This is a genomic window from Methylobacterium carpenticola, assembly GCF_042748905.1.
GTDB lineage: Bacteria > Pseudomonadota > Alphaproteobacteria > Rhizobiales > Beijerinckiaceae > Methylobacterium > Methylobacterium carpenticola.
Genome location: NZ_JBHZEO010000001.1, coordinates 6,286,816 through 6,311,342 on the forward strand (window position 1 = coordinate 6,286,816; position 24,527 = coordinate 6,311,342).

Here is a 24,527-nt window from a genome sequence, read left to right on the forward strand (position 1 = left end):
CCGGCGGGGAACCGCGGCCGCGCGAGCGGGCCGGCCGGGTCCTACCGCCTGTGCTTCTTCGGCAGGCGCGTGTTCAGCGCCCGCGTGTGCCAATCCCTGAGAACCTGCCGCTCGGCCTCGATGCGGTCGGGGGTGTGCGAGAGCGAGCGCCGCGCCGCGAGCCCCTGCATCGCGTCGTTCACGATCCCCACATCCACGAGATAGCCGGCGACATCCGTCATGCCGTAGCGCCGCGCCAGCGCCTGGATGCTGTTCTCGATCGTCAGCTCGGCTTCGAGGATCTCACCCTTCAGGCCCTCGAACAGCTCCTGATCCCAGCGCGACGCCATCAGAATCTCGTAGAAGGCGAGGGCCGGCGGCTCGGTCAGGACATCCCAGAGGATGTCCGGATAGTGGAAGAACCCTTCCAGCGGCCCGCCGGCCTCGGTCATCCTGACGGTGATCGAGGCGAGCATCTTGTGGACGGCCTCGTGGCCCGTGGTCACCATGAGTTCGTGCCGCGTGCCGAACTGGTGGAGGAGGGAGCCGCGGCTGACCCGGGACCGGTCCAGGATCGCCTGGGTCGTGGTATTGGTGTAGCCGACCTCGGCGACGAGTTCGATGGCGCAATCCAAGATCTTCTGCCGAGTGACCTCGCCTTTCCGCATCAAGGTCTTCTGCGCCTTCACGACCATCCACGCCTCCGCTTGTACACGCGGTGGTTTTAGGTCGGCGCGACCAATCTGACAAATCTTCCGTCATCCATTGCACGGGAAATTCAGAGCTGCCGGGGCCTCAGTTCTTTCTGAGCCAGAACGTATCCAGCCCGCGAAAGCCCGGATTGGGATCGTAGGCATGGGGCCGGTCGGCGGCTGACAGGTTCGGGAAGCGTGCGACCATGGTCTCGAGCAGCACCTCGCATTCGAGCTTGGCGAGCGGCGCCCCGATGCAGCGGTGGACGCCTCCGCCGAAGGCGAAATGCCTGATCTGACTGCGCCGGATGTCGAAATCGTCCGGGCGCTCGTTGAGGATCGGATCGTGATTGGCCGCGGTGAGCATGGCGGCGATCACGTGCCCCTTCGGAACCGTGGCGTCCTTGATTCGGTACTCCTCGGCGGTGATCCGCTCGGTGCTGAAGATCGGAGGCTCGAAGCGAAGGGATTCCTCGATCGCCTTGGGAATGAGCGCGGGCTCGGCGACGATCTGGCGGTAGCTGTCGTTGCGCGTCGTGAGATTCTTGACGAGCGTTCCCATCACGTCCGTCGTCGTCTGGTTTCCGGCGATCAGCAGGAGCTGGGCGTGCTGCGAGATCTCGTAGACCGAGAAACGCTGACCGTCGGAGGTCTCGGCATCCATCATGCCGGAGATCAGGTCGTCGGGCCGCTCGCCGGTCTCCAGGCGGCGCATGACCTCGCCCGTCACCGTGTCCTCGACGGCCGTCATCGCCGCGGCCCCGGCGATCCGGGTCTCCTCGTCGGCGATCGGATTCAGCTTGTCGGCGATGATCCTGTCCGACCAGACCTTGAAGTCGTCATGCTTGCTCTCGTCGATGCCGAGCAACTCGGTGATGACGATGGTCGGCATCGGCCGGGCGATGTGCTTGACGAAGTCGAACTCGTCCTCGGCTTCGACCGCGTCGAACAGCGCGTTGCAGATCTCGCGGGTACGGCCGCGGAAGGCTTCCAGGCGACGGTTGGTGAAGGCCTTCAGCATCAGGGAGCGCAGGCGCTTGTGACGGGCGCCGTCGGCGTGCAGCAGCGACGTCTCGACGGTGAGGTCCTCCCCGCGCATCATGCGGGTGGAGGTCGGCGCCATGCTCCTCGGATCGACCAAGAGCTTGGGATCGGACAGGACGTGCTGGACGAGGGTTGCGGGGAACACCACGTGGTCGCGCAACTGGGCGTCCTCCAGCACGGGCGCTTCGTCGCGCAGCCGGTTCAGGATCGCGTAGGGATCGTCGCGAAACAGCGGTGAGAGCGAGGTGAGCTCCAGCCCCCTGGGAAGCGCGTCGGTCTTGTCGTCATGCATGGCTGATCCTCGAAAGTTCTGGTGAGTCACGATCGAGCGAAGCGGGCTTGCTTCTGGATGCTCGGGAAAAATCTGGAAAAGTCCCGGATCGGCCCTAGGTTAGCGGCTTGAGCGCCAGCATCGCCCTGGCCATGGCGAGCAGCCCGACATCCGTCTCCGGCTTGCCCTTGATCGCGTCCTCGATCTGGCGGTGACGATGGATGATCTCGTCCCGGTATTCGGGATGGGTGATCACGTAGGTCCGCTTCTCCGCGAGAGCGGCGAAGGTACGGGCGGCAACCTCGTCCGGGGAGAGGCCCTGCGCGATGCTCCGGTTCGAGAAGGCGCGCTCGTCAGGGATGGCTTGGCTGATCGCGTCCGACGTCACGCCGCCCGGGAGGTTGCGGTCCGAGTTGCCGATGTTGGTGGCGACCTGGCCGGGGCACACCACCGCCACGTGGATGCCGTAGCTTCGCAACTCGTGCGCCATCGCCTCGGAGATGGCGACCACGGCGTGCTTGGTCATGGCATAGACGGCCGGGGTGCCGACGACTGTGATCAGGCCCGAGATCGATCCCGTATTGACGACATACCCGCCCTGATCGGCGTCGATCATCTTGGGGACGAGCATGGAGACGCCGTAGCCGAGTCCCAGGACGTTGACCTTGACCATCCATTCCCAGTCGCTCGCCGTCGCCTGGATCGCGGGGGCCTTCCAGGCCACGCCGGCATTGTTGAAGAGGAGGTAAGGCGCGCCAAACTCCGCGGTCGCGGCCTCCGCCACCGCCCGGTAATTCTCACGGTCCGACACGTCGAGCCGGTAGGCCCTCACCGTCGCGCCCGATCCGGATAGCTCGGCTGCCGCCTTGTCGAGGGCGGCTTCCTCGATATCGGCCAGCAGAACCGTGGCGCCGCGTCGCGCGCAATGCCTGGCCATCGCGAAGCCGATGCCACTCGCCGCCCCGGTGACGAAGGCGACCCTGCCCTGCAGGTCCATGCGTCTCTCCCACTGCGATCTTATCGCGCCGAAGCGCGGCCCCCTTGTTGGAGGCGTCGATGGGGCATCATGGCATTATTAGTACATGCTGACTAGTCTTATTCGACGGATTCATGCGAGAAATTTCGCCCACGCGACCGGCGGCCGGCGCACCCGGGGGCGTCGGAAAAATGGTCATACATGACTAAAAAGCAATGACAGGGCCCGGCGCGCATCCTAGGATGGCGCATGCCCGCCGGTGCGCTCGCGGAGGCCGGCGCCGCGGACCCGAGACGACCAACGGCCCGCGATGCCGAGGCATGGTCCACCGATCTCGGGCCGGCCCGAGATCGACGGGGCCCCTGGTCTTGCATCGCCGGCACCGCGCCCGGAGATCCGGGACCTCGGGCTCGGTGAGGATTCGCAAGCAGACCCTGCGGTCATCGGTGATGGCGGCCGCGATAGGAACGGGAGGCGCTCGGTGGGAGACGGCAATCGGCTTGAACGAGGGCGGCCGGCTGGCGGGTGCGGCGATCGCAGATCGTCCGCTCCGGCGGCGCCACGGAGCAAGGACGCCGCCCCGCCGGAGCGCATGGCGGACTGATCGACCGCGCCCGCCAGCCCCGAGATCCGCCTCGCCGAACCGGCGCCGGCCGCCGTGACGCCCTGCCTCGTCACGGCCGCAACCGCGCCGCCCGGGACGGCCCCACATTCATGCGAGGATCCATGTCGTCTGCCGAACCTGCCGTCGCGCGTCCCGCCGCCGGCCTCGACGCCGCGGCGCTCGAACGCCATCTCGCCGCATCGATCCGCGACTTTTCAGGGCCGCTCGCCCTGACGCGGATTTCCGGCGGGCAGTCGAACCCGACCTTCTTCGTCGACACTCCCACCCACCGGCTCGTCCTGCGCAAGCAGCCGGACGGCGCCGTCCTGCCGTCCGCGCATGCCATCGATCGCGAGTACCGGATTCAGGCGGCCCTCCTCGGCCGCGGCGTGCCGGTCCCGCGCGTGATGTCGTTCTGCTCCGATGCGACGGTCATCGGCACGCCGTTCTACGTCATGGAGCGGGTCGAAGGCCGCGTGCTGGCGGATTGCGGCCTCGGCCCGCTCCCCAAGGCGGAGCGACGCCACGTCTATGGCGAGGCGGCCCGCATGCTCGCCCGCCTGCACGCCGTGGATTGGCGGGCCGCAGGGCTGTCCGATTACGGGCGTCCGGACGGCTATTTCGAGCGCCAGATGGCACGCTGGACCCGCCAGTGGCAGCAATCCCGCACCCGCGACCTGCCGGCCATCGACCGCCTTCTCGACTGGCTGCCGCGCCATCTCCCGCAAGGCGGCGTCCCGGGCATCGTCCACGGCGATTACCGTCTGGGGAACCTGATGCTCCATCCCACGACGCCGAGGCTGGCCGCGGTGCTGGATTGGGAATTGTCGACCATCGGCGACCCCATGGCGGATCTCGCGCATTTCTGCCTCGCCTGGGACATGCGTGTCGATGAATCGGGGGGGCTGCTCGGACTCGACCTCGACGCGGAGGGCCTGCCGACCCGGGAGGAGGTGGTGGCCGCCTACGCGGCCGAGGGAGGGAGGACGGAGGGCTTCGGGCTCTTCCACCGCGTCTTCGCGCTGTTCCGCTTCGCCGTGATCCACGAGGGCATCGCCGCCCGCGCGAAGGCGGGCAACGCCGCGTCCGACGAGGCCGCGCAAGTGGGCAAGCTGTCGGAGAATTTCGCGCAGCGGGCCGTGGACGTCATCGCCGGCGCGGCCGCTCCTTGAGCCGAGCCTCGTGTGAGCGTGAAACGGATTCGGCGGCGGCTTCGCGCCTCTGCCGGTGTTTCCAGCACGATCGGCGAAAAGATATTCGCCAGACATGCTCCGGCGCCCCGTTTGCGACGAGGATCAACTGATATGGACTTCGCTTACTCACAGAAGGTCGAGGCACTGCGCGCCCGCCTGACGGAATTCATGGACACGCAGGTTCTGCCGGCCAATGTCGCGTGGCACCGCGCCGCCGAGGAGGGGCGCTACCCCCTCGAGATCATCGAGCGCTTGAAGGGGCGGGCCTTCGCCGAAGGCCTCTGGAACCTCTTCCTGCCGCATCTGCGCGAGGACGAGCCGGGGACGCGGCTGACCAACCTCGAATACGCGCCGCTGGCCGAGATCATGGGGCGCATCCCATGGGCGTCCGAGGTGTTCAATTGCAGCGCGCCCGACACCGGCAACATGGAGCTCCTGCACATGTTCGCCTCCCCCGCGCAGCGTGCGCGGTGGCTGGTGCCGCTGCTGGAAGGCCGCATCCGCTCCTGTTTCGCCATCACCGAGCCGGACACCGCCTCCTCCGACCCGACCAACATCCAAACCACGATCCTGAGGGAGGGAGACGACTACGTGATCAACGGGCGCAAGTGGTTCACGACCGGGGCCAAGCACCCGAACGCCCGGTTCGTCATCGTCATGGGGCTGTCCGATCCGCGGCCGGAGGCGGATGCGCATGCACGCCACTCCATGGTGATCGTGCCGCTCGACACGCCCGGTGTCGCGGTCCTGCGCGATCTGCCGATCATGCACCACCATTCCGCGGAGGGGCATTGCGAGGTGCTGTTCCGCGACGTGCGGGTGCCGGCGCAGAACCTCCTGGGCGAGGAGGGCAAGGGTTTCGCTCTCGCCCAAACGCGCTTGGGGCCGGGGCGGGTGCATCACTGCATGCGCAGCATCGGCCAGTGCGAACTCGCGCTCGAGCTGCTCATCGAGCGGGCGCTCGAGCGTCGGACGTTCGGGCGCCATCTGGCCGACTACGCCAACATCCAGGACTGGATCGCCAAGTCCCGCATCGAGATCGACCAAGTGCGGCTCCAGGTGCTGCGGGCGGCGTGGATGATGGACCAGGCGGGCAACGCGGCCGCGCGCATCGAGGTGTCGGCGATCAAGGTCGCCGCGGCCCGGCTGCAGACCGAGGTGGTGGACCGGGCGATCCAAGTCTTCGGCGCCATGGGTCTCACGCCGGACACACCGCTCTCGGCCTTGTGGACCTGGGGCCGGGCTCTGCGATTCGTCGACGGCCCCGATGAGGTGCATCTGCGCACGATCGCGCGCGACGAGGTGAGAAAGGCCAAGGCGCGGCGCGGCGCAACCGCCGCCTATCTGGTGCCGCCCCGGAACCGCGAAGCCGTGATTGCGCCTCGGAGGACCACCGCGGCTTCCTCCGACTGAGGGAGCGCGCCCGCCCCGCCCGATCGGCCTGCTCGCAGGCTGATCGGGGGCGCCTCTCCGTGGAAGGCCCCTCGCTGCATGAGCCGTCTGCCGTCCGGAGCCGCTGCGACATCCTCGGGCGCCGGGCTTCTCCCCGCATCGAGAAGGCGCATGGCGGTCGCGGAGGAGCGCGGCCCCCCGGCCCGAGCCTCAGCGCGATCCCAGGGGCGGCATAGCATGCGGCGGGGCGCAGCAAGAGCCGCGGCGCGGCCATCTCGCCCGTCACACCAATGGCCCAAGATGCCAACAGGCTGAGATACTGACGCATCGGACCCTTGGTCCATCTCGAATTTCCGTTTTCAAGCCAGAGGCTTGGCGGAGATTCGAGAACGGACCCGAAGGTCGTTCTCAACGGCCGTTGGCATCAGATAGGTCTTGGACAGGGGTGGACGCTGGTCGGGGGGATGGGGCTCGTCCCCGATCAGGGTGATCCACCCCGCGAGGCCCGCGCTCCGAAGCCGCGCAACCAGGGCGGCGCCCGCTTGGCCCGCACCGACGGCGAAACGGGTCACGCTCCCTCCGCCCCGTCAGGCGAGACATTCCACGAGGATCTGCTTGCGCTCGGCGGCTTCGCGAGCCAGCTCTCGGGCCCGTTCGCCGTATTCGGTCTCCACGCTGTCGCGCTTGATCTTGAGGGTCGTGGTCAGGAACCCGTTGTCGATGGTCCACTCCCGCAAGCTCACGATCACGCCGCCGAGATGGGCGTGCTTCTCCGCGCCCGCGTTGACCGCTGCGGCGCGCGCCTTCAGCGCTGCCGCCAAGCCCTCGCGGTCGGCGGTCCGGCCGGCGGGAGACAGAGTGCAGACCATGACGGTTTTGGAATAACCCCGGCCGAGAAGGCAAAGCTGGTCGATCTCGGGGAGGCCGGCGAAGGCGTCTTCGAGAGGAACCGGGGCGACGAACTTGCCGTGAATGGTCTTGAAGTATTCCTTGATGCGCCCGGTGATGTAGTAGAAGCCGTCGGCGTCGACGCGCGCCCGGTCGCCGGTATGGACCCATCCGTCGACGAAGGTGCGCGCGGTCTGCTCGGGATCCTTGAAATAGCCGGGGGAGAAGCCTTCGGCCCGGATCAGCAGCTCGCCCTCCGCGCTCAGCTTCGCCTCGACCCCCGATACCGGCTTGCCGATGGAGCCGAGGCGCCGCTCCTCCATGCTGTTGCACATGACGCCCATGGCCTCGGTCTGGCCGAATCCTTCCAGGATGACGAGGCCGATGCGCGCGTAGAAGGCGAGCAGCGCGCTGGAGATGGGCGCCGATCCGGACAGGAGGAAGTCGACGTCGTCGAAGCCGAGGAAGCGGCGGGCCCGCCGCGCGGTTTCCGCGGGGTCGTCCGCGAGCGCGGCCGCGAAGGCGTCGGGGCCGCCGAATTCGAGCAGGATGGCGTGCTGGAGCTGCTCCCAGATCCGGGGGGCGCCGAAGAAGAAGGTCGGCCGGGTCTCGCGCAGGTCGCGCAGCAGCGTCTCGCGCCGCTCGAGGAACCGGACGCTGCCGCCTTGCAACAGGCTCATGACGAAGATCTGCTCGCGCTCCGCGAGGTGAGACAGCGGCAGATACGAGATGAAGCGCGGGAACATCGGCATGCGCAGGGGCTCGCGCGCCCGGATCATCGGCACCACGAGGGAGCGGTGGGTGTGCATCACGCCCTTCGGCAATCCGGTGGTGCCGGAGGTGAAGATGATCGATGCGAGGTCGTCGGCGTCGGGGACATGGGCCGGCTCGCGCCCGCGATAGGCGCCGGCGATGTCGTCCCAGTCGAAGGCGGCCGCGATGGCGCGCGCCCCCGGGAGCCGCATCGCCGCGACCCGGTCGGGCAGCACGGCGCGGACCTTCTCCTGATTCTCCGCCGCGCCGAGAATCAGGATGTCGACCTCCGCGAAATCGAGGATGTAGCGGGCGATGTCGGCCGATTGCGTGGTGAAGATCGGGACCGTCACGTGGCCGGCCGCGGTGATGGCGAGGTCGGCGAGCATCCAGTGCGCACAGTTGCGCGACAGGATCGCCACCCGCTTGCCCCGGCCGCCCAACCGCTCTTCCAGCCACGCGCCGATCGCGAGCGCCTCCTGGGCCGCCTCGGCCCAGGTCCAGATCCGGATCCCACCGCCCTCCCGCTCGCTCAGCCAGATCCGGTCCGGATGGTCCCGGCGCCAGCGCTTCAGCAGGCCGGGCAAGGTGGCTGCGACGAGCGCCGGGTCCGCGCCGGTCCGCCCGGAATCAGGCTTGCTGGCATCCGCGTTCACCATGGCATCCTCCTCCGGCACGACGAGCGTCTCGACTCCGGCGCTCGCCCAGCGGCAGCCGTGCCGATGGGTGAGCGTTGAACGGCAGGGATTCCGGGCGCGGCCGCGTTCCCGGCAATGGGCCCGGCCGCCCGACGCGGGGGCCGCCTCCGCGCAGCACCGTCCGACATGCGCCCACGGGCAGCAGCCCCGCTCCCTGGTGCGGCCGCGATGAGCCAACGCCGTGCCGGTCGCGGGCGCGAAGGGGAGCGGGGCTGGTCCGCCGACGCCGGAGGAGGTGCGCGTCGGTGGAAGGGATCAGCGGACCTGCATCGAGCAGGTCTGCCGAGATCCTCGGTTTCGCATCACCGCCGCCGAACCGGCGACCGCCTCGGCCGGCGGAACGATGCTCAGGCCGTCCGTGACGATCCGCCGCCCGGCCCGAACCTTCAGATCGGCTTGCCCGTCATCGCGGCATTGCCGAACGGGCCGAGCTTGACGGTCCCGGACAGGGAGTTGTCGTCGGCGATGTGGGCGGTGAATTCCAGCGTCGCCGGCACGGGCTTGGTGACGTTGTTGGTCCAGGTCACCGTGGCGCCATCGACCTTCGGATTGTCCATCGGTCCGGTGCCGTCCGGGCTCGATATGGTCCCCGTGACGGAATCGCCCACTTGGCTGATCTCGATCACGGGCGTCTGAAGCCCGGTCGGCGTGCGGATCGACAGCTGCCACTTTCCGTTGATCGTCATTCGTTCCTCCCCGTCCGATTTCGCTGAGGACATTCGTCCTGGCGGAATGGTCAGCAATGACCAGTTTTTGTCAAGTGCCGAGATCGGCCGCGCGGTCCGCACAGACCGCATCGCATGGCGTTGACTAGTCACTATCGACTAATTATGGTCCGGGACACGACCCAGCCGCAGCCCGATCCGATGAAACGAGATCCGGGACGGCAGGACGATCCGTCGGGAGGAACGAAGGCGGGAACGGCCCTGGCGGCGCCGTTCCGCGAGGGCGGAATCCGCCCGAAGCCCCTTGCTCCGACCGCATCCGCAATCCGCAGGAGCCGGCGCGTCCGGATTCCGCGCTTCGCACGGGAGGCCGCCGATGGCGGAAGCCGCATTCGTCTACGAGGCGATCCGCACGCCGCGGTCGCGGGGCAAGCCCAACGGCGCGCTGAACGAGGTCAAGCCGATCAACCTCGTGACCACCCTGTTGCGGGAGATGCAGGGGCGCCTCGATCTCGACACCGCGCGGGTGGACGACCTCGTCATGGGCTGCGTCAGCCCGACCCGGGAGCAGGGCGGCAATCTTCCGAAGATCGCGCTGCAGAAGGCCGGCTGGGCCCAGCAGGTGCCGGCGGCGCAGCTCAACCGCTACTGCGCGTCCGGGCTCGACGCCTTCAACGCCGCGGCCGCGCGCGTCGCCTCCGGCTGGGAGGATCTCATCTGCGCCGGCGGCTTCGAGAGCATGAGCCGGGTGCCGATGGGCTCCGACGGCGGCCCCGTGGCCGAGGACCCGGAGACCAGCTTCGCCACCCGTTTCGTGCCGCAGGGCATCGGGGCCGACCTCATCGCCACCATCGACGGCAACGACCGCAGGCGCGTCGACGAGGTCGCCCTGGCGAGCCAGCGCAAGGCCGCGCACGCGCAGGCGGCGGGATGGTTCGACCGCGCGGTGGTGCCGGTGCGGGACGAGAACGGCCTCGTCATCCTCACCAAGGACGACTTCCTGAAGCCGGAGACCGACCTGTCGACGCTCGCCGCGCTGAAGCCGAGCTTCGAGCAGCTGGGCGCTCTGGGCTTCGACGCCGTCGCCCTCGCCCGGTACATGGGCGTCGAGCGCATCGACCACGTGCACACGCCCGGCAATTCGTCGGGCATCGTGGACGGGGCCGCCCTCGTCCTCGTCGGCAACGAGCGGGTGGGGCGGGACCTCGGCCTGGAGCCGCGGGCGCGGGTCCTCTCCGTCGCCGTCACCGCGACGGAGCCGACCATCATGCTCACCGGCCCCGGCCCGGCGGCGCGCAAGGCGCTCGGCAAGGCCGGCCTCACGGCCGAGGACATGGACCTCGTGGAGATCAACGAGGCCTTCGCCTCCGTCGTGCTGCGCCTCCAGAGCGACCTCAAGGTGCCCGACGAGAAGCTGAACGTCGTCGGCGGCGCCATCGCCATGGGCCATCCGCTCGGGGCCACCGGCGCGATGCTGGTCGGAACCGTGGTGGACGAGCTTCACCGCCGCAAGGCGAAGCGCGCGCTCATCTGCCTGTGCGTCGGGGGCGGCATCGGGATCGCCTCGGTCATCGAGCGCGTCTGAAGGAGGTCGGGGTGGCTGAATATCACTGGGACAAGGACGCGGACGGCATCGTCACCGTCACCTTCGACGCCTCCGGCAAGTCGGCCAACACCATGAATGCGGCCTGGGTCGAGGCGATGGAGGAGATCGTCGCCCGGCTCCGCGCGGAGACGAGGCTGGCCGGCGTCGTCCTCGCCTCGGCCAAGCCCACCTTCTTCGCCGGGGGCGATCTCTCCGACATCGTCGCCAACCGGCTCGGGGCCGATGGCCTGTTCGCGATGATCGAGCGCAACAAGGCGCCGTTCCGCGCCATCGAGCGGCTGCCGGTGCCCGTCGTCGCGGCCATCAACGGGGCGGCGCTGGGCGGCGGCTACGAGATGTGCCTGTCGGCCAACCGCCGGATCGTCGTCGATGCGCCCAAGGCCGTGGTGGGCCTTCCGGAGGTGACGCTGGGGCTGCTGCCCGGTGCCGGCGGCATCGTGCGCCTCACCGCCCTGATCGGGCTGGAGCGGGCTCTGCCCCTCCTGCTGGAGGGCACCGCCCTCGCGCCTCAGGCCGCGCTGGCCGCGGGGCTGGTCGACGAGATCGTCCCGACCCAGGCCGACCTCGTGCCGGCCGCCAAGGCGTGGATCCTGGCCCATCCGAAGGCGGGCGCGCAGCCTTGGGACCGCAGCGACTTCCGCTACCCCGGCGGCGACGCGACCTCGCCGAAGATCCGCCAGATCGCGATGCTCGCGCCGGCGCAGCTCGTCGCCCGGACCCGGGGCCTCCAGCCGGCGCCCGAGCGCATCCTCGACCTCGCGGTGAATTCCATGCGCATGGGTTTCGAGAGCGCGCTGCGGGCCGAGAGCCGCGGCCTTGCCGGGCTGATTCCCTCGCGCGAGGCGAAGGCGGCCATCAGCCTCGGCTTCTTCGGCATGCAGGCCGTCAAGTCGGGCCGGACGCGACCGGAGGGCGAGCGCACCGCCTTCGCGCGGGCCGGGGTGATCGGCGCGGGCATGATGGGCTCCGGCATCGCCTGGGCGCAGGCGAGCCGCGGCCTCGCGACGGTGCTGAAGGACGTCTCGCTCCCGGCCGCCGAGAAAGGCAAGGCCGTCTCGGCGCGCCTCGTGGCGAAGGCGGTCGAACGCGGGCAGATGAGCCCGGAGCAGGGCGCCGGCCGCCTGTCCCTCATCGCGCCGACGCAGGACGACGCGGATCTCTCCGGCTGCGACATCCTCATCGAGGCCGTGTTCGAGGACATCGACCTGAAGCGTTCCGTCATCGCCGAGATCTTCCCGCGCCTGCGCGCCGACGGGATCTTCGGCTCCAACACCTCGACCCTTCCGATCTCGGTCCTGGCGGATTTCGCCCCGGATCCGTCCCGCTTCATCGGGCTGCATTTCTTCAGCCCGGTCGACAAGATGAAGATCGTTGAGATCATCGTCGGCAGGAAGACGAGCACGATAACCCTGCGTAAGGCCTACGATTACGTCCAGCAGATCGGTTATCTGCCCATCGTCGTCAACGATTCCCGGGGCTTCTTCACCAGCCGGGTGTTCGGCACCTTCATGGACGAGGGCCTGCAACTGCTTCGGGACGGCGTCGATCCGGTGGTGATCGAGCGCGCGGCCTGGGCGGTGGGGATGCCGGTCGGCCCCCTCGCGGTGCATGACGAGGTCTCGCTCGAACTCTCCCGCAAGGCCATCGCCACCCACCGGACGCTCGACGCGATGCTGGGCGTCGAGAGCGGCTTCGGCGCGCAGAACACCGCCACGGCCTCCATCGTGCCGCAGATGTGCGAGCTCGGCCGGCGCGGCCGGAACTGGGACGGGCGCGGCTTCTACGATTACCCGGCCGGGGGCGCCAAGACGGTGTGGGGCGGCTTGTCCCGCTTCGTCGCGGCGGCCCGGAACGTTCCCGTCGAGGACGTGAAGGACCGGCTGATCTACCGGCAGGCGGTGGAGACCCTGCGCTGCCTGTCCGAAGGCGTGCTGCGCACCGAGGTGGACGGCAATATCGGCTCCGTCCTCGCCATCGGCTTTCCCCGCCATACCGGCGGCGCGCTCCAGTTCATCCGGGGCGTCGGCCGCGACGTCTTCAAGGCGCGCTGCGACGCCCTCGCCGCCGCCTACGGCGCCCGCTTCGCCGTGAGCGCCGCGGATCTCGACCGCCTGGACGGGAGCGTCAGGGCGGCGGCGTGAGAGCGCGTGAGCCCGAGCACGGGTGAGCGGGGCGGCCCCGGCCGGGACCGCGGCGAAGCTTCAGGGACGGTGGAACAGCCGCATGATCACCAGAGAGTTCACCGAGGAGCAGACCCTCTTCCGGGACGCCTATCGCAAGTTCATCGAGGCCGAGGTGAAGCCCCACATGCCGCGCTGGCGCGAGGAGGGCATCGTCCCGCGGGAGATCTTCCGCAAGGCGGGCGAGCGCGGCATGCTGATGGTCTGGCCCGACGAGCAATATGGCGGGCTGGGCGAGAGCGATTTCCGCTACGAGCAAATCATCATCGAGGAAACCGCCCGCGCCGGGTGCAGCGAGTGGTACAACACGCTCCACAGCCGCCTCGTCGGGGCGTATTTCAAGAATCTCGGGACCGAGGAGCAGCGCGCGCGCTTCCTCCCCGCCTGCGTGACCGGGGAGACGATCCTCGCCGTCGCGATGACCGAGCCGGGCGCCGGCAGCGATCTCGCCGGCATCAAGTCCACCGCCCGCGACGGGGGCGACCACTTCCTCCTCAACGGATCGAAGACCTTCATCTCCAACGGCATCAACGCCGACGTGATCGTGACGGCAGCCAAGCTCCACGGTGCCGAGGGGCGGCACGCCATGGTGCTGCTCATCGTCGAGCGCGGCATGGAAGGCTTCAGCCGGGGCCGCAACCTGAAGAAGATCGGCCTCCATGCCCAGGATACGGCGGAGCTGTTCTTCGACAATGTGCGGGTGCCGAAGGAGAACGTGCTCGGCACGCCCGGAAGGGGCTTCCACCACCTGATGGAGGGCCTCGCCGAGGAGCGGCTGATCGCGGCCTGCGGGTATCTCGCGGTCGGCCGGCGGGCTTTCGACATCACGCGGGACTACGTGATGCAGCGCCATGTCTTCGGCCGTCCGCTCTCCGAGCAGCAGAACACGCAGTTCCGGATGGCGGAGATGGATGCGGAACTCGATCTGTTCCAAGTCTACGTCGATTACTGCGTCAAGGAGCACAATGCCGGCCGCCTCACCGCCAACATGGCCGCCAAGGCGAAGATGATCGGCTCGGAACTCGAATGGCGCATGGCCGATCTCGGTCTTCAGCTTCACGGCGGCGCCGGATATATGGAAGAATACGAGATTTCCAGCATATTCACCAATGCACGCATGAGCCGCATCTACGCGGGTAGCTCGGAAATCATGCGATACATCATCGGTCGGGACGTCTTCTCGCAGAATTACCAGAGCATTCTTTCCTGAAAGGCAGCACGATGAATCTCGAGGGAGAAACCGCGGTCGTCACCGGCGGCGCATCCGGCCTCGGCGCCGCCACCGCGCGGCTTCTGGCCCGGCGGGGCGCGCGCGTGGGCATCTTCGACCTCAACGAGGCCGCCGGCACGGCCCTCGCCGCGGAGATCGGCGGCGCCTTCGCCAAGGTCGACATCACGCGCGACGCGCAGGTGGACGCGGCCTTCGCCACCATCCGCGCCGCCCTCGGGCAGGAGCGCGTGCTCATCAACTGCGCCGGGATCGGCAACGCCATCCGCACGGTGGTGCGCGACAAGGAGAGCGGCGCGCTCAGCCATTTCCCGCTCGCCGATTTCGAGACGATCATCCAGGTCAACCTCATCGGCACGTTCCGCTGCATCGCCAAGTCGGCGGTCGGCATGGCGGCCCTCGAACCCGTGGCCGGGGAGCGCGGCGCCATCGTGAACACCGCCTCCGTCGCGGCGGAGGATGGCCAGATCGGGCAGGCGGCCTATTCGGCCTCCAAGGGCGGCGTGGTGGGCATGACCCTGCCCGTCGCGCGCGATCTCGCGCGCGAGCTGATCCGCGTGAACACCATCCTGCCCGGCATCTTCAACACGCCGCTCCTCCACTCGGCGCCCGAGCCCGTGAAGGCGGCGCTCGCGGCCCAGGTGCCGAACCCCTCGCGCCTGGGCGATCCCGCGGAATACGCGGCGCTCGCCGTCCACATCTGCGAGAACGCCTATTTCAACGGCGAGGACGTCCGCCTCGACGGCGCCATCCGCATGTCACCCCGCTGACCGGCCGCCCGAGGACACCGCACATGAGCGAAGCCTACATCATCGACGCCTGCCGGACGCCGCGCGGCATCGGCAAGCCGGACAAGGGCGCCCTCGCGCACCTGCATCCGAGCTATCTCGGCGCGACCGTCCTGAAGGCCCTGGCGGAGCGCAACCATCTCGACACGGCGCTGGTGGACGACGTGATCTGGGGCACCTCCGCCCAGGTGGACAAGCAGGGCTGCGATCTCGGCCGGATGGCGGCGCTCAATGCCGGCTACGACGTGCGGGCCTCCGGGGTGACGCTCGACCGGTTCTGCGGCTCGGGCATCACCGCGGTGAGCCTCGCCGCCGCGCAGATCCGCGCCGGCTTCGAGGATTGCGTCGTCGCCGGCGGCACGGAGATGATGAGCTTCACAGGCACGATCGCCCTGCCGCCCGTCGTGGATGCCGGCAACACGGAGCTGCGCAAGCTGCATCCGCAATCCCAGCAAGGGGTGTGCGCCGACGCGATCGCCACGCTCGAAGGCATCACCCGCAGCGACGTGGACGCGCTCGCCGCCGAGAGCCAGAGACGCGCCGCCATCGCCATCGCCGAGGGGCGCTTCGAGCGCTCCCTGGTGCCGGTGCGCAATCCCGACGGGTCGGTGGCGCTCGATCGGGAGGAGTTCCCGCGCCCCGGCACCACCGTGGAGACGCTCGCCGCCCTCAAGCCCGTCTTCGACAAGGTCCGCGACCTAGTCGCCGACGCCGCGACGGGGGACACCTACGGGATGTTGATCCAGCGGCGCTATCCGCAGATCGCCGCGTTCGATCACGTCCACCATGCCGGCAATTCCTCCGGCGTGGTGGATGGCGCCGCCGCCCTCCTGATCGCCTCCGGGCCGTTCGCGGAGCGGCACGGGATGACGCCGCGCGCCCGCGTGGTGGCGACCGCGAACATGGGCGACGATCCGACGCTGATGCTCAATGCGCCGGTGCCCGCGGCGCGCAAGGTGCTCCGGAAGGCCGGCCTCGCGCTGTCGGACATCGACCTGTTCGAGGTCAACGAGGCCTTCGCGGTGGTGACCGAGAAGTTCATCCGCGACCTCGGGCTCGACCGCGACAGGGTGAACGTCAATGGCGGGGCCATCGCGCTCGGCCACCCCATCGGCGCGACCGGCGCCATCCTGATCGGCACCCTGCTCGACGAACTGGAGCGGCGCGACCTCCGGTACGGCCTCGCCACCATGTGCGCCGCGGGGGGCCAGGCGCCGGCCATCATCATCGAGCGGCTCGGCCACTGACCATGGGCGCGCATGCAGGATTGCCACTCGCCGGCTACCGTGTGGTCGAACTCGCCGGCATCGGGCCGGGCCCGCATGCCTGCCAGCTTCTGGCGGATCTCGGCGCGGAGGTTCTGGTGGTGCACCGGCCGGGCCCGGACGTGCCCGCCGTGGACAGCCGCGGCAAGCGCTCGCTCGTGCTCGACCTGCGCAGGGACGGGGCGGCCGAGGTCGTGCTGGCGCTGGCGGCGCGGGCCGACATCCTGGTGGAGGGCAACCGGCCGGGGGTGGCGGAGCGGCTGGGCGTCGGGCCCGACGCCTGCCGCGCGCGCAACCCCCGGCTCGTCTATGCCCGGATGACGGGCTGGGGGCAGACCGGCCCCTGGGCCGGGATGGCGGGGCACGACATCAACTATCTGTCCATCACGGGCGCGCTCCTCGCCATGGGGCGGGCGGACGAGCCGCCACCGCCGCCGCTCAATCTGGTCGGCGACTACGGCGGGGGATCGCTCTTCCTGGCGCTCGGCGTCGTCAGCGCCCTCCTGGCGGCGCAGGCGACGGGACAGGGCGCCGTGGTGGACGCGGCCATCGTGGACGGGACCGCCTCCCTGCTCGGCATTCTCCACACGCTCACGGCGGCCGGGCATTGGACGACGGCTCGCGGCGCCAACCTGCTCGACGGCGGCGCCCCCTATTACCGCTGCTATCGCACCAGCGACGGCCAGTTCATGGCGGTCGGCGCCATCGAGCCGCAATTCTTCCGGACGCTGCTGGAGGTGCTCGGCATCGAGGCCGCGGCCTTCGGCCTCCAGAACGACCGGGCCCGCTGGCCGCAACAGCACCGCCTGCTCGAAACCGCCTTCGGCGCGCGCACGCGCGCCGCATGGGCCACGCTCTTCGACGGCGTCGATGCCTGCGTCACGCCGGTGCTCGACTATGCGGAGGCCACGGCCCATCCCCACAACGCCGCGCGGGGCTCGCACGTCGTCTCGGACGGCCTCGTCCATCCTCGGCCGGCCCCGCGCTTCTCGGGTGGGGAGAGCGCCTGGACGCCCGGCCCGGTCCGCCCCCGTGGCGCGGACAGCCGGGACATCCTGGGCGAGGCGGGGCTCGACGCCGACGCCATCGAGGACCTTTTCCAACGCGGCGTCGTTTTCGGCGCCTGATGCCAGCGGTCGTTGAAGACGCCCTTTGGTTCCGTTCTCGGATTTCCGCCAAGCCTTTGGCTCGAAATCGGAAATTCGAGATGGATCAAGGGCCCGGTGCGTCGGCATCTTGGGCCGTTGCTACGAGCTTCGCCCGACCCTCACCTCGCGGGATGATACGGTTTCCGGACGATCACTTTCGGAAACCGTATCACGAGCCCGCGCGGCGCCTGAGCGAGGCCGGTTTCCGCATCGCGAAGCGATCATCCGGAAACCGTATGAGGCTGGGACGAGAGCTTTGCTGGGAGAGATGGCCGGAGAGCCATCAAACAGGCTCCGAGCCAAGCGGTCGATGGCAGCGCGATCGGGCGCTGCTCCGGATCCCCTTCCGTTCGCCGTGGCCGCGGGCCGCAGACCACCCCGCAAAGCCTTCAGGGAGACGCCCATGCCGGATCAGAACACGGTGCTCTACAGCGCGGACGGGCCGGTCGCCCTCATCGCCTTCAACCGTCCGGATGCGCTCAACGCGTCGAACCATGCATTGCGGACGGAGCTGTCGCAGGCCATGGACAGGGCCGAGATGGATCCCGCGATCCGCGTGGTCGTCCTGACCGGGGAAGGCCGTGGCTTCGCCGCCGGCGCCGACCTCACGGAAAGCTTCACCGCGCGCCGCGGGACCATCAACGAGCACATCCTGAAGGATCATGCCCGCCTGATCGACAACATCGTGCAGTCCGACAAGGCCTATGTGGCCGCGCTCGCGGGCGCGACGGCCGGCGTCTCTATGGCCTACGCCCTGGCCTGCGACATGATCATCATGGCCGAGAACGCCTTCCTCTATTCGCCCTTCGCCGCCATCGGCCTCGTCCCGGACGGCGGCACCACCTGGATGCTGGTGCGCGCCTTCGGTCACCAGAAGGCGTTCGAGATCGTCGCCGACTTCGCCCGGGTGAGCGCGGCCGAATGCCTGCATGCCGGCCTCGCCAACCAGGTCGTGCCTGCCGAGGACCTGCGCCGCACGGCGCTGGAGCGTGCCCGGACGATCGCCACGCGGGCCGCCCCGCTGAGCATCAAATACGCCAAGAAGCTGCTGCGCCACGCCGCGACCGCCGGCCGGAACGAGATCACCCGTCTCGAAGCGGACTTCCAGTTCGTCTGCGACCTGTCCGAGGACAGCAAGGAGGGGGTCCGCGCCTTTCTCGAGAAGCGCAAGCCGGTCTTCCGGGGGCGGTGAGGGCGACGCGGACCCGCACCCCGGCACCGGACCGGGCCTCGCGCGACGACGACCGGACGGCGCAGGCCGCCAGTCGCCGGATGGCCGGATCTACGCGCCGGCGCGCTCCTTCACGAAGCGGGCGATCGTGGCCCAGCCGTCCGTCGCCGCCTGCGCATCCAGATCCATCAGCAGCCAGACATGCGGCAGGCCGGTCCAGCTCTGGAGGCGGATGTCGGATCCGCTCGCGCGCGCCTTGTTGGCGTAGCGGACGCTGTCGCCGTAGAGCAGCTCCGAGCTGCTGGCGAGGATCAAGGTCGGCGGCAGGCCCGAGAGGTCGCCGAACAGCGGCGAGATCTCCGGATCGTTCGGCCAGACCTTGAACTGCGCGAGCGCCGCGAGACGCCAGAGCACGGGGTGCATCGTCAGCACCGGATCGAGCATGGGGCCGACGAGGAGGTCGTGCTCGCGGTTGGCGCGCGTGAGCGAGGCCATGGTCGCGTCGGTGGACGGTGCCAGCGCCACCACCCCGGCGGGGTGCGGCAGGCGGCTCTGCCGCGTCGCCCAGCGCGCGGTGACGAGGGCGAGATTGCCCCCGGCGGAATCGCCCGAGAGCACGATCGGGACGACGGTTCCGGCCCCCGGCACGCTGGCCTGCGCCAGCCAGGCATAGGCACGCCGGCACTCCTCGATCATCGTCTTGCGCGGGTTCTCCGGCAGCAGCGAGTAGCGCAGGGCGAAGACCGCGGCGTCGCAGTCGCGGGCCAGCCGGGTGGTGATCGCCCGGTGGCTGAGCGGACTTCCCATCATGAAGGAGCCGCCGTGCAGGTAGAGGATCTTGCAGCCCACGCGCCCGAACGCCGGACGCACCCACTCGCCCGCGACGCCGGGCTCGGAGACGGGAACGATCGTCCCGTCGAAGGGCTTGCTCGCGCCGATCCCGTCGAGGCCCTCGCGCACGGTCTTGAGGCGCTCGGCGGGCGGCAGGGCATCGAGCGCCCGGCCCATCTCCGCGAACGCCGTGGCGGTGGCGGTGTAGGCGGCGAGCGAGGCGTCGTCCGTGACGAAGCGCTGACCGACCTGATGATCATAGGCGTCGAGGTTTTCCGGCCGCGAGGCCACGACGAGATACGCACCCGCGAGGACGAGTGCGGTCACCAAGCACGCAAGAACCATGACCGGCATGGGCATCTGAGGTCCTCCCTTCCGTCGAGCACCGATCCCCGCAGCGCCGCTTGCCACGGTCTCGCTCTCGTCGGGGATCGCGGGGAGGATAAGCCCGAGTAGTACGCATTGACTAGTATGATGTGATCATTTAGCGTCCGGGAAACAGCAAGAATCCGGCCCGCACCGGGTGCCGGGCCCCATGCCGGAAGGAAACCCCATGCCGATCTCGGTCGAGGACAGCGCATCCGCCGCTCAGGCCATCGATCTCGATGCGCTCCGCCGCCGCTACGCGGAGGAGCGGGACAAGCGCCTGCGCGAGGAGGGCGTCGGCCAATACATCCCGGCCGAGGGCGATTTCGCGTATTTCGTCGACGACCCCTACGTGGAGCCGGTGAAGCGGGCGCCGATCGTGCGCGCGCACCGGGCGGCCGTCATCGGCGGCGGGTTCGGCGGCATCCTGACGGCCATTCACCTCAAGAAGGCCGGCATCGACGACGTCCTGATCATCGAGAAGGCAGGTGGGTTCGGCGGCGTCTGGTACTGGAACCGGTTCCCGGGCCTCGCCTGCGATATGAAATCCTACGTTTATCTGCCGCTTCTGGAAGAGGTCGGCTACATGCCGCCGCGCAACTACGCGAGCGGCGAGGAGATCCGGCAGCACGCCGAGCGGCTCGTCGACCATTTCGGATTGCGTGACCACGGCCTGTTCCAGACCGAGGTGACGCAGCTGCGCTGGCTGGCGGAGGAATCCCTCTGGCTGATCTCGACGGCCCAGGGCGACCGCATCAAGGCGAAGTACGTGGTGACGGCCACCGGCGTGTTCTCGCGGCCCAAGCTGCCCGGCATCAAGGGCATCGACCGCTACAAGGGTCACACCTTCCATTCCGGCCGCTGGGATTACGCCTATACGGGCGGCAGCCCGGAAGGCGGGCTCACGGGGCTTGCCGGCAAGACCGTCGCCATCGTCGGCACCGGCGCGACGGCGGTCCAGGTGATCCCGCACCTCGCCGCGGCGGCCGATCATCTCTACGTGGTGCAGCGGACGCCGTCCGGCGTCGACATCCGCGAGGAGAAGCCGACCGATCCCGAATGGGCGGCCTCCCTCGCGCCGGGCTGGCAGCAGCGCATGGTGGAGAACTTCACGGCGCTCACCTCGGGGGCGCCCGCGGAGGAGGATCTCGTCAATGACGGCTGGACCTTCCTCTTCACCCGCATGGGCGCCCTCGGGGCGGGCGGCGCCAGCCGCTCGCTCGAGGAGATGATGCTCGCGGCGGAATACGCCGATGCCGAGAAGATGAACGAGATCCGCGCGCGGATCGACGCCATCGTTCAGGACAAGGCCACCGCGGAGCGGCTCAAGCCCTGGTACAGGCGCTTCTGCAAGCGGCCGGTCTTCCACGACGGCTATCTGGAGACGTTCAACCGCGACACCGTCACCCTTCTCGACACCCACGGCAGGGGCATCGACGAGATCACGGAGAACGCCATCGTCGTCGCCGGCCAATCCTATCCGGTGGACTGCATCATCTTCGCCTCGGGCTTCGAGATCGGCGCGGATTCGGTCCTGCGGAACGGGTTCGGCATCATCGGCCGTGACGGACGAAACCTGGCGGAGAGCTGGTCGCGGACCGGCATCCGCACCTTCCACGGCATGCTGGTGGCCGGCTTTCCCAATCTGTTCATCCATCAGGTCGCGCAGGGCGCCCTCTCCGCCAATTTCTGTCACGGCCTCAATGAGATGTCCCAGCACATGGCCCATGTGATCGGCCATGCGGAACGGGCTGGCGCGAAGGAGGTCGAGGTGTTGCCGGCCGCGGAAGAGGAGTGGGTGGGGCATTGCGCGGCCGTGGGCGGCCTGATCATGGATTTCCTGAAGAGCTGCACCCCCGGATACTACAATGCCGAGGGCAAGATCGATGAGGAGGGCATCAAAGGCTACGGCTACGGCCTGGGTCCGGTGATGTTCTTCAACATCATCAAGAGCTGGCGGGATGACGGCGGCCTGCGGGGCCTGGACTTGCGAAGCGCCGCCTGACGGCGCCCACCCCCGTCCGCATCACAGTCCAGGAGCCAGCCATGCTGCGCATCACCGTCGCCTACGCGGTCGGTCCCGATGGGAGGTTCGACCTCGACTATTATGCCAGCGCGCACGCGGCGCTCGTGCATCGGCTGTACGATCCCGTCGGCCTCAAGCGGTTCGAGATCGATCGCGATCCGAAGACCAACGACGTGGCGGCCCATCTGGTGTTCGCGCCGTCCGCCACGCTCATGGACCAGCTGGAGGCGGCCGCCCCCGAACTCATCGCCGATGGCCCGAACTTCACCGACATCACGCCCCGGATGACGATCGCGACGATCGTCCATCAGAGCTGACGCACGGGGGACGAGATGGCGAAGACCAAGACGGCGCGTGATGCCGTCGCCTCGGATCGACCGTGGGAACGGATCCATCATCGTCTCGGCGTGTCCGCGCCTGAGCCGGACGACGTTCCCCTGGGCCAGCGGATCGCCGAAGCGGCCACGCGGATTCCGGACAACGCGGCGCTCCGCTTCGAGGGACGGCGCCTGTCCTATGCCGAGCTCGATCGCGCGGCCAACCGCCTCGCCAACGCCCTGGCCGCCGCCGGGGTGGGGAAGGGGGACGTGGTGGGGCTCTATCTGCCCAACACGCCCCAGATGGTCGTCGGCCTGGTGGCCGCCTCGAAGCTCGGCGCGGTGGCCTCCGGCTTCTCGACCCTGCTCTCGCCCCGGGAGCTGCGCGACCAGCTCATCGATTCCGGGGCGACGGTGCTGCTGGCGCTCGACAGCTTGGTGCAGCAGAAGCTGGCCGCGATTCCCGATCTCCCGCCGAGCCTCATGAGCGTCGTGGTCACCGGCGCGATGGACTTCGTCGCGTCGGCGGCGCCAATCGTCCCGTCGCTGAACGGGCCGGCGATCGTGCCGCTGTCCGATTTCGTGGCGGGCCACGCCGACGTCTTCGAGCAGGTGCCGGTCTCCGGCGACGACCTCTTCCTTCTTCAATACACGGGGGGGACCACCGGTCATCCGAAGGGCGCCATGCTGACGGTGCGGGCCGTGATGACCAATCCCCGGATGACGAACGTCTACCAGCCCTACGTGTACGGCGCGGAGCGCATGGCCTCCCCGTTTCCCTTCTTCCACATCGGCGGCGTCGCCGGCCTCGCCGGAAGTCTGGCGATGGGCGCGGAATTCCTCGTGGTGCTCGACCCCCGCAACATCGACAAGTTCATCGACCACGTGATCGACATGCAGCCGACGCGGCTCGGCGCCATTCCGACCTTCTACCAGATGCTGATGAAGCATCCGCGCGCGGGGGAGATCGACTTCAGCGTCCTCAAGCTCGCCATCACCGGGGGCGCGCCGATCACGAGCGCGGATCGGGAGCGCGTGGATGCGCTGCTCGGCGCAGGCAAGCTCGCCGATTATTTCGGCATGACGGAGACCGCGTCCGCCTATGTCTGCAATCCGCCTGCCGCCAGCAGGCCCGGCGCCTTGGGTATCCCGGTGCCGGGCGCGGATGTGCGGATCGTCGATGTCGAGACCGGCCGCAGGTCCCTTCCGGCCGCGGAAGCGGGCGAGATCATCACCGCGGGCCCCCACCTGACGCGCGGATACAAGGGCCGCGCGGAGGAAACCGCGAAGGCGCTTCGACCGCTGGACGGCAAGACCTGGATGTATACCGGCGACGTCGGCTACATGGATGAGGATGGATACATCTATCTGTGCGACCGCTCGAAAGACATGCTCATCGTGGGCGGGTTCAAGGTCTTCTCGCTGGAAGTCGAGGACGTGGTGCGGCAACTGCCCGTCGTCGCGGCCGCGGCCCTGGTCGGCACGCCGGACACCGAGCGGCCGGGCAACGACGTCGTCCATCTCGTCGTCCAGCCGAGCGAGCGCGGGCGGCTCCGCGACGAGTGCGAATTGCGGCGCTCGATCCTGGCCTTCTGCCGGGACAATCTCGCGCCCTACAAGGTGCCGAAGACCATCTCCCTCGTCGCTTCGCTTCCGCTGACCAGCGTCGGCAAGATCGACAAGAAGACATTGAGGACGATGGTCGGGCGCGACGCGCCCTGAGCATCACGACGCGACTCGGCCTGGGGTCGGTTCGACGCGGCGCGCGGGCGACTGCGAAGCCACTCCTCGTCCGCTGCACCGCGCGATGCCGGGAGATGCGGGCTCCAGCCTACAGCCCACGGACACGCGGCAACGGGATCAAGCAGCAATGCCGAAGATCATCTACATCGAGCACGGCGGCAGAACGCACGAGGTCGAGGTCGAGACCGGGCGCACCCTCATGGAGGGCGCGCGGCAGAATAACGTGCCCGGCATCTTGGCCAATTGCGGCGGCGGCTGCGCCTGCTCCACATGCCACGTCTATGTGCGCGTCGACTGGGTGTCGAAGCTGCCTCCCATGGACGACATGGAGGCGGAAATGGTCGACTTCGCGTTCGCCCGGGACATGGAGCGCTCCCGCCTCGCGTGCCAGTTGCGCATCACCGACGAGATGGACGGCCTCGTGGTCGAGCTGCCCGAGCGGCAGGCGTGATACGGTTTCCGGAAGATCACTTTCGGAAACCGTATCAGGAGCCCGCGCGGCGCCTGAGCGAGGCCGGTTTCCGCATCGCGAAGCGATCATCCGGAAACCGTATGACATCGCATGACCGACGAGCCCTGGGACGGCTTCGACCTTGGATGTCGGCCGGCCGTGACGGGCTCGTGGGCTATCCCCACGGCGGCACCTTGATGCGCCTGCCGTCACGGCGACGACGGGGGTGCGCTGGATTGGAGGTCGCGCCAG

The 24,527-nt window shown here is 69.0% G+C and carries 19 protein-coding genes; 13 read left to right on the plus strand and 6 right to left on the minus strand.

Going from position 1 to position 24,527, the window contains the following annotated elements:
* Positions 1-41: 41 nt before the first annotated feature.
* The 3 genes from ACE101_RS29090 to ACE101_RS29100 all read right to left on the minus strand — a co-directional run bounded on the left by ACE101_RS29090 (position 42) and on the right by ACE101_RS29100 (position 2,983).
* Positions 42-647 carry a TetR/AcrR family transcriptional regulator gene (locus ACE101_RS29090; protein WP_379137344.1) on the minus strand — a complete coding sequence of 202 codons (606 nt, stop codon included), beginning with the start codon at positions 645-647 and terminating at the stop codon, positions 42-44.
* A 127-nt stretch (positions 648-774) separates the two neighbouring features.
* Positions 775-2,007 (minus strand): cytochrome P450, encoded by a 1,233-nt coding sequence (locus ACE101_RS29095; RefSeq protein WP_379137347.1) that lies wholly within the window; start codon positions 2,005-2,007, stop codon positions 775-777.
* Positions 2,008-2,101: 94 nt separating this feature from the next.
* Complete coding sequence (locus ACE101_RS29100) at positions 2,102-2,983, minus strand: SDR family NAD(P)-dependent oxidoreductase (protein ID WP_379137350.1); 882 nt, start codon at positions 2,981-2,983, stop codon at positions 2,102-2,104.
* A gap of 705 nt (positions 2,984-3,688) precedes the next feature.
* Here ACE101_RS29100 and ACE101_RS29105 point away from each other — a divergent pair.
* On the plus strand, positions 3,689-4,738 hold the full coding sequence (locus ACE101_RS29105) for a phosphotransferase family protein (protein ID WP_379137352.1): 1,050 nt from the start codon (positions 3,689-3,691) through the stop codon (positions 4,736-4,738).
* Between the two features lie 132 nt (positions 4,739-4,870).
* A complete protein-coding gene (locus tag ACE101_RS29110; protein WP_379139021.1) occupies positions 4,871-6,172 on the plus strand; it encodes an acyl-CoA dehydrogenase family protein in 1,302 nt (433 codons plus the stop codon).
* A gap of 566 nt (positions 6,173-6,738) precedes the next feature.
* On the opposite strand, the gene ACE101_RS29115 is transcribed toward ACE101_RS29110, so the two are convergent.
* Together ACE101_RS29115 and ACE101_RS29120 are read right to left on the minus strand one after the other, a co-directional pair.
* Complete coding sequence (locus ACE101_RS29115) at positions 6,739-8,451, minus strand: AMP-binding protein (RefSeq protein WP_379137355.1); 1,713 nt, start codon at positions 8,449-8,451, stop codon at positions 6,739-6,741.
* 425 nt (positions 8,452-8,876) lie between these two features.
* Positions 8,877-9,176 carry a hypothetical protein gene (locus tag ACE101_RS29120; protein ID WP_379137357.1) on the minus strand — a complete coding sequence of 100 codons (300 nt, stop codon included), beginning with the start codon at positions 9,174-9,176 and terminating at the stop codon, positions 8,877-8,879.
* A gap of 355 nt (positions 9,177-9,531) precedes the next feature.
* On the opposite strand from ACE101_RS29120, the gene ACE101_RS29125 reads away from it, so the two are divergent.
* The 7 genes from ACE101_RS29125 to ACE101_RS29155 all read left to right on the plus strand — a co-directional run bounded on the left by ACE101_RS29125 (position 9,532) and on the right by ACE101_RS29155 (position 18,562).
* The gene (locus tag ACE101_RS29125; RefSeq protein WP_379137359.1) at positions 9,532-10,740 is read left to right on the plus strand and encodes an acetyl-CoA C-acetyltransferase; all 1,209 of its coding nucleotides are present in this window, start codon (positions 9,532-9,534) and stop codon (positions 10,738-10,740) included.
* A gap of 11 nt (positions 10,741-10,751) precedes the next feature.
* Positions 10,752-12,902 carry a 3-hydroxyacyl-CoA dehydrogenase NAD-binding domain-containing protein gene (locus ACE101_RS29130; protein WP_379137361.1) on the plus strand — a complete coding sequence of 717 codons (2,151 nt, stop codon included), beginning with the start codon at positions 10,752-10,754 and terminating at the stop codon, positions 12,900-12,902.
* Between the two features lie 82 nt (positions 12,903-12,984).
* Positions 12,985-14,151: an acyl-CoA dehydrogenase family protein gene (locus ACE101_RS29135; protein WP_379137364.1), complete on the plus strand. Its 1,167-nt coding sequence runs from the start codon at positions 12,985-12,987 to the stop codon at positions 14,149-14,151.
* Positions 14,152-14,162: 11 nt separating this feature from the next.
* Positions 14,163-14,939 carry an SDR family NAD(P)-dependent oxidoreductase gene (locus tag ACE101_RS29140; RefSeq protein ID WP_379137365.1) on the plus strand — a complete coding sequence of 259 codons (777 nt, stop codon included), beginning with the start codon at positions 14,163-14,165 and terminating at the stop codon, positions 14,937-14,939.
* 23 nt (positions 14,940-14,962) lie between these two features.
* Positions 14,963-16,204, plus strand: coding sequence for an acetyl-CoA C-acetyltransferase (locus ACE101_RS29145; RefSeq protein ID WP_379137368.1), 1,242 nt, complete (start codon positions 14,963-14,965; stop codon positions 16,202-16,204).
* A gap of 2 nt (positions 16,205-16,206) precedes the next feature.
* Complete coding sequence (locus tag ACE101_RS29150) at positions 16,207-17,349, plus strand: CaiB/BaiF CoA transferase family protein (protein WP_379137370.1); 1,143 nt, start codon at positions 16,207-16,209, stop codon at positions 17,347-17,349.
* Positions 17,350-17,773: 424 nt separating this feature from the next.
* Positions 17,774-18,562 (plus strand): enoyl-CoA hydratase/isomerase family protein, encoded by a 789-nt coding sequence (locus ACE101_RS29155; protein ID WP_379137372.1) that lies wholly within the window; start codon positions 17,774-17,776, stop codon positions 18,560-18,562.
* 90 nt (positions 18,563-18,652) lie between these two features.
* On the opposite strand, the gene ACE101_RS29160 is transcribed toward ACE101_RS29155, so the two are convergent.
* Positions 18,653-19,732, minus strand: a complete 1,080-nt coding sequence (locus ACE101_RS29160; protein ID WP_379137373.1) for an alpha/beta hydrolase — start codon at positions 19,730-19,732, stop codon at positions 18,653-18,655.
* A gap of 193 nt (positions 19,733-19,925) precedes the next feature.
* On the opposite strand from ACE101_RS29160, the gene ACE101_RS29165 reads away from it, so the two are divergent.
* The 4 genes from ACE101_RS29165 to ACE101_RS29180 all read left to right on the plus strand — a co-directional run bounded on the left by ACE101_RS29165 (position 19,926) and on the right by ACE101_RS29180 (position 24,275).
* A complete protein-coding gene (locus ACE101_RS29165; RefSeq protein WP_379137376.1) occupies positions 19,926-21,743 on the plus strand; it encodes a flavin-containing monooxygenase in 1,818 nt (605 codons plus the stop codon).
* Positions 21,744-21,784: 41 nt separating this feature from the next.
* On the plus strand, positions 21,785-22,081 hold the full coding sequence (locus ACE101_RS29170; protein ID WP_379137378.1) for a hypothetical protein: 297 nt from the start codon (positions 21,785-21,787) through the stop codon (positions 22,079-22,081).
* 90 nt (positions 22,082-22,171) lie between these two features.
* Positions 22,172-23,803: a class I adenylate-forming enzyme family protein gene (locus tag ACE101_RS29175; RefSeq protein WP_379137381.1), complete on the plus strand. Its 1,632-nt coding sequence runs from the start codon at positions 22,172-22,174 to the stop codon at positions 23,801-23,803.
* Positions 23,804-23,951: 148 nt separating this feature from the next.
* Positions 23,952-24,275, plus strand: a complete 324-nt coding sequence (locus ACE101_RS29180; RefSeq protein WP_379137384.1) for a 2Fe-2S iron-sulfur cluster-binding protein — start codon at positions 23,952-23,954, stop codon at positions 24,273-24,275.
* Positions 24,276-24,527: the final 252 nt, after the last annotated feature.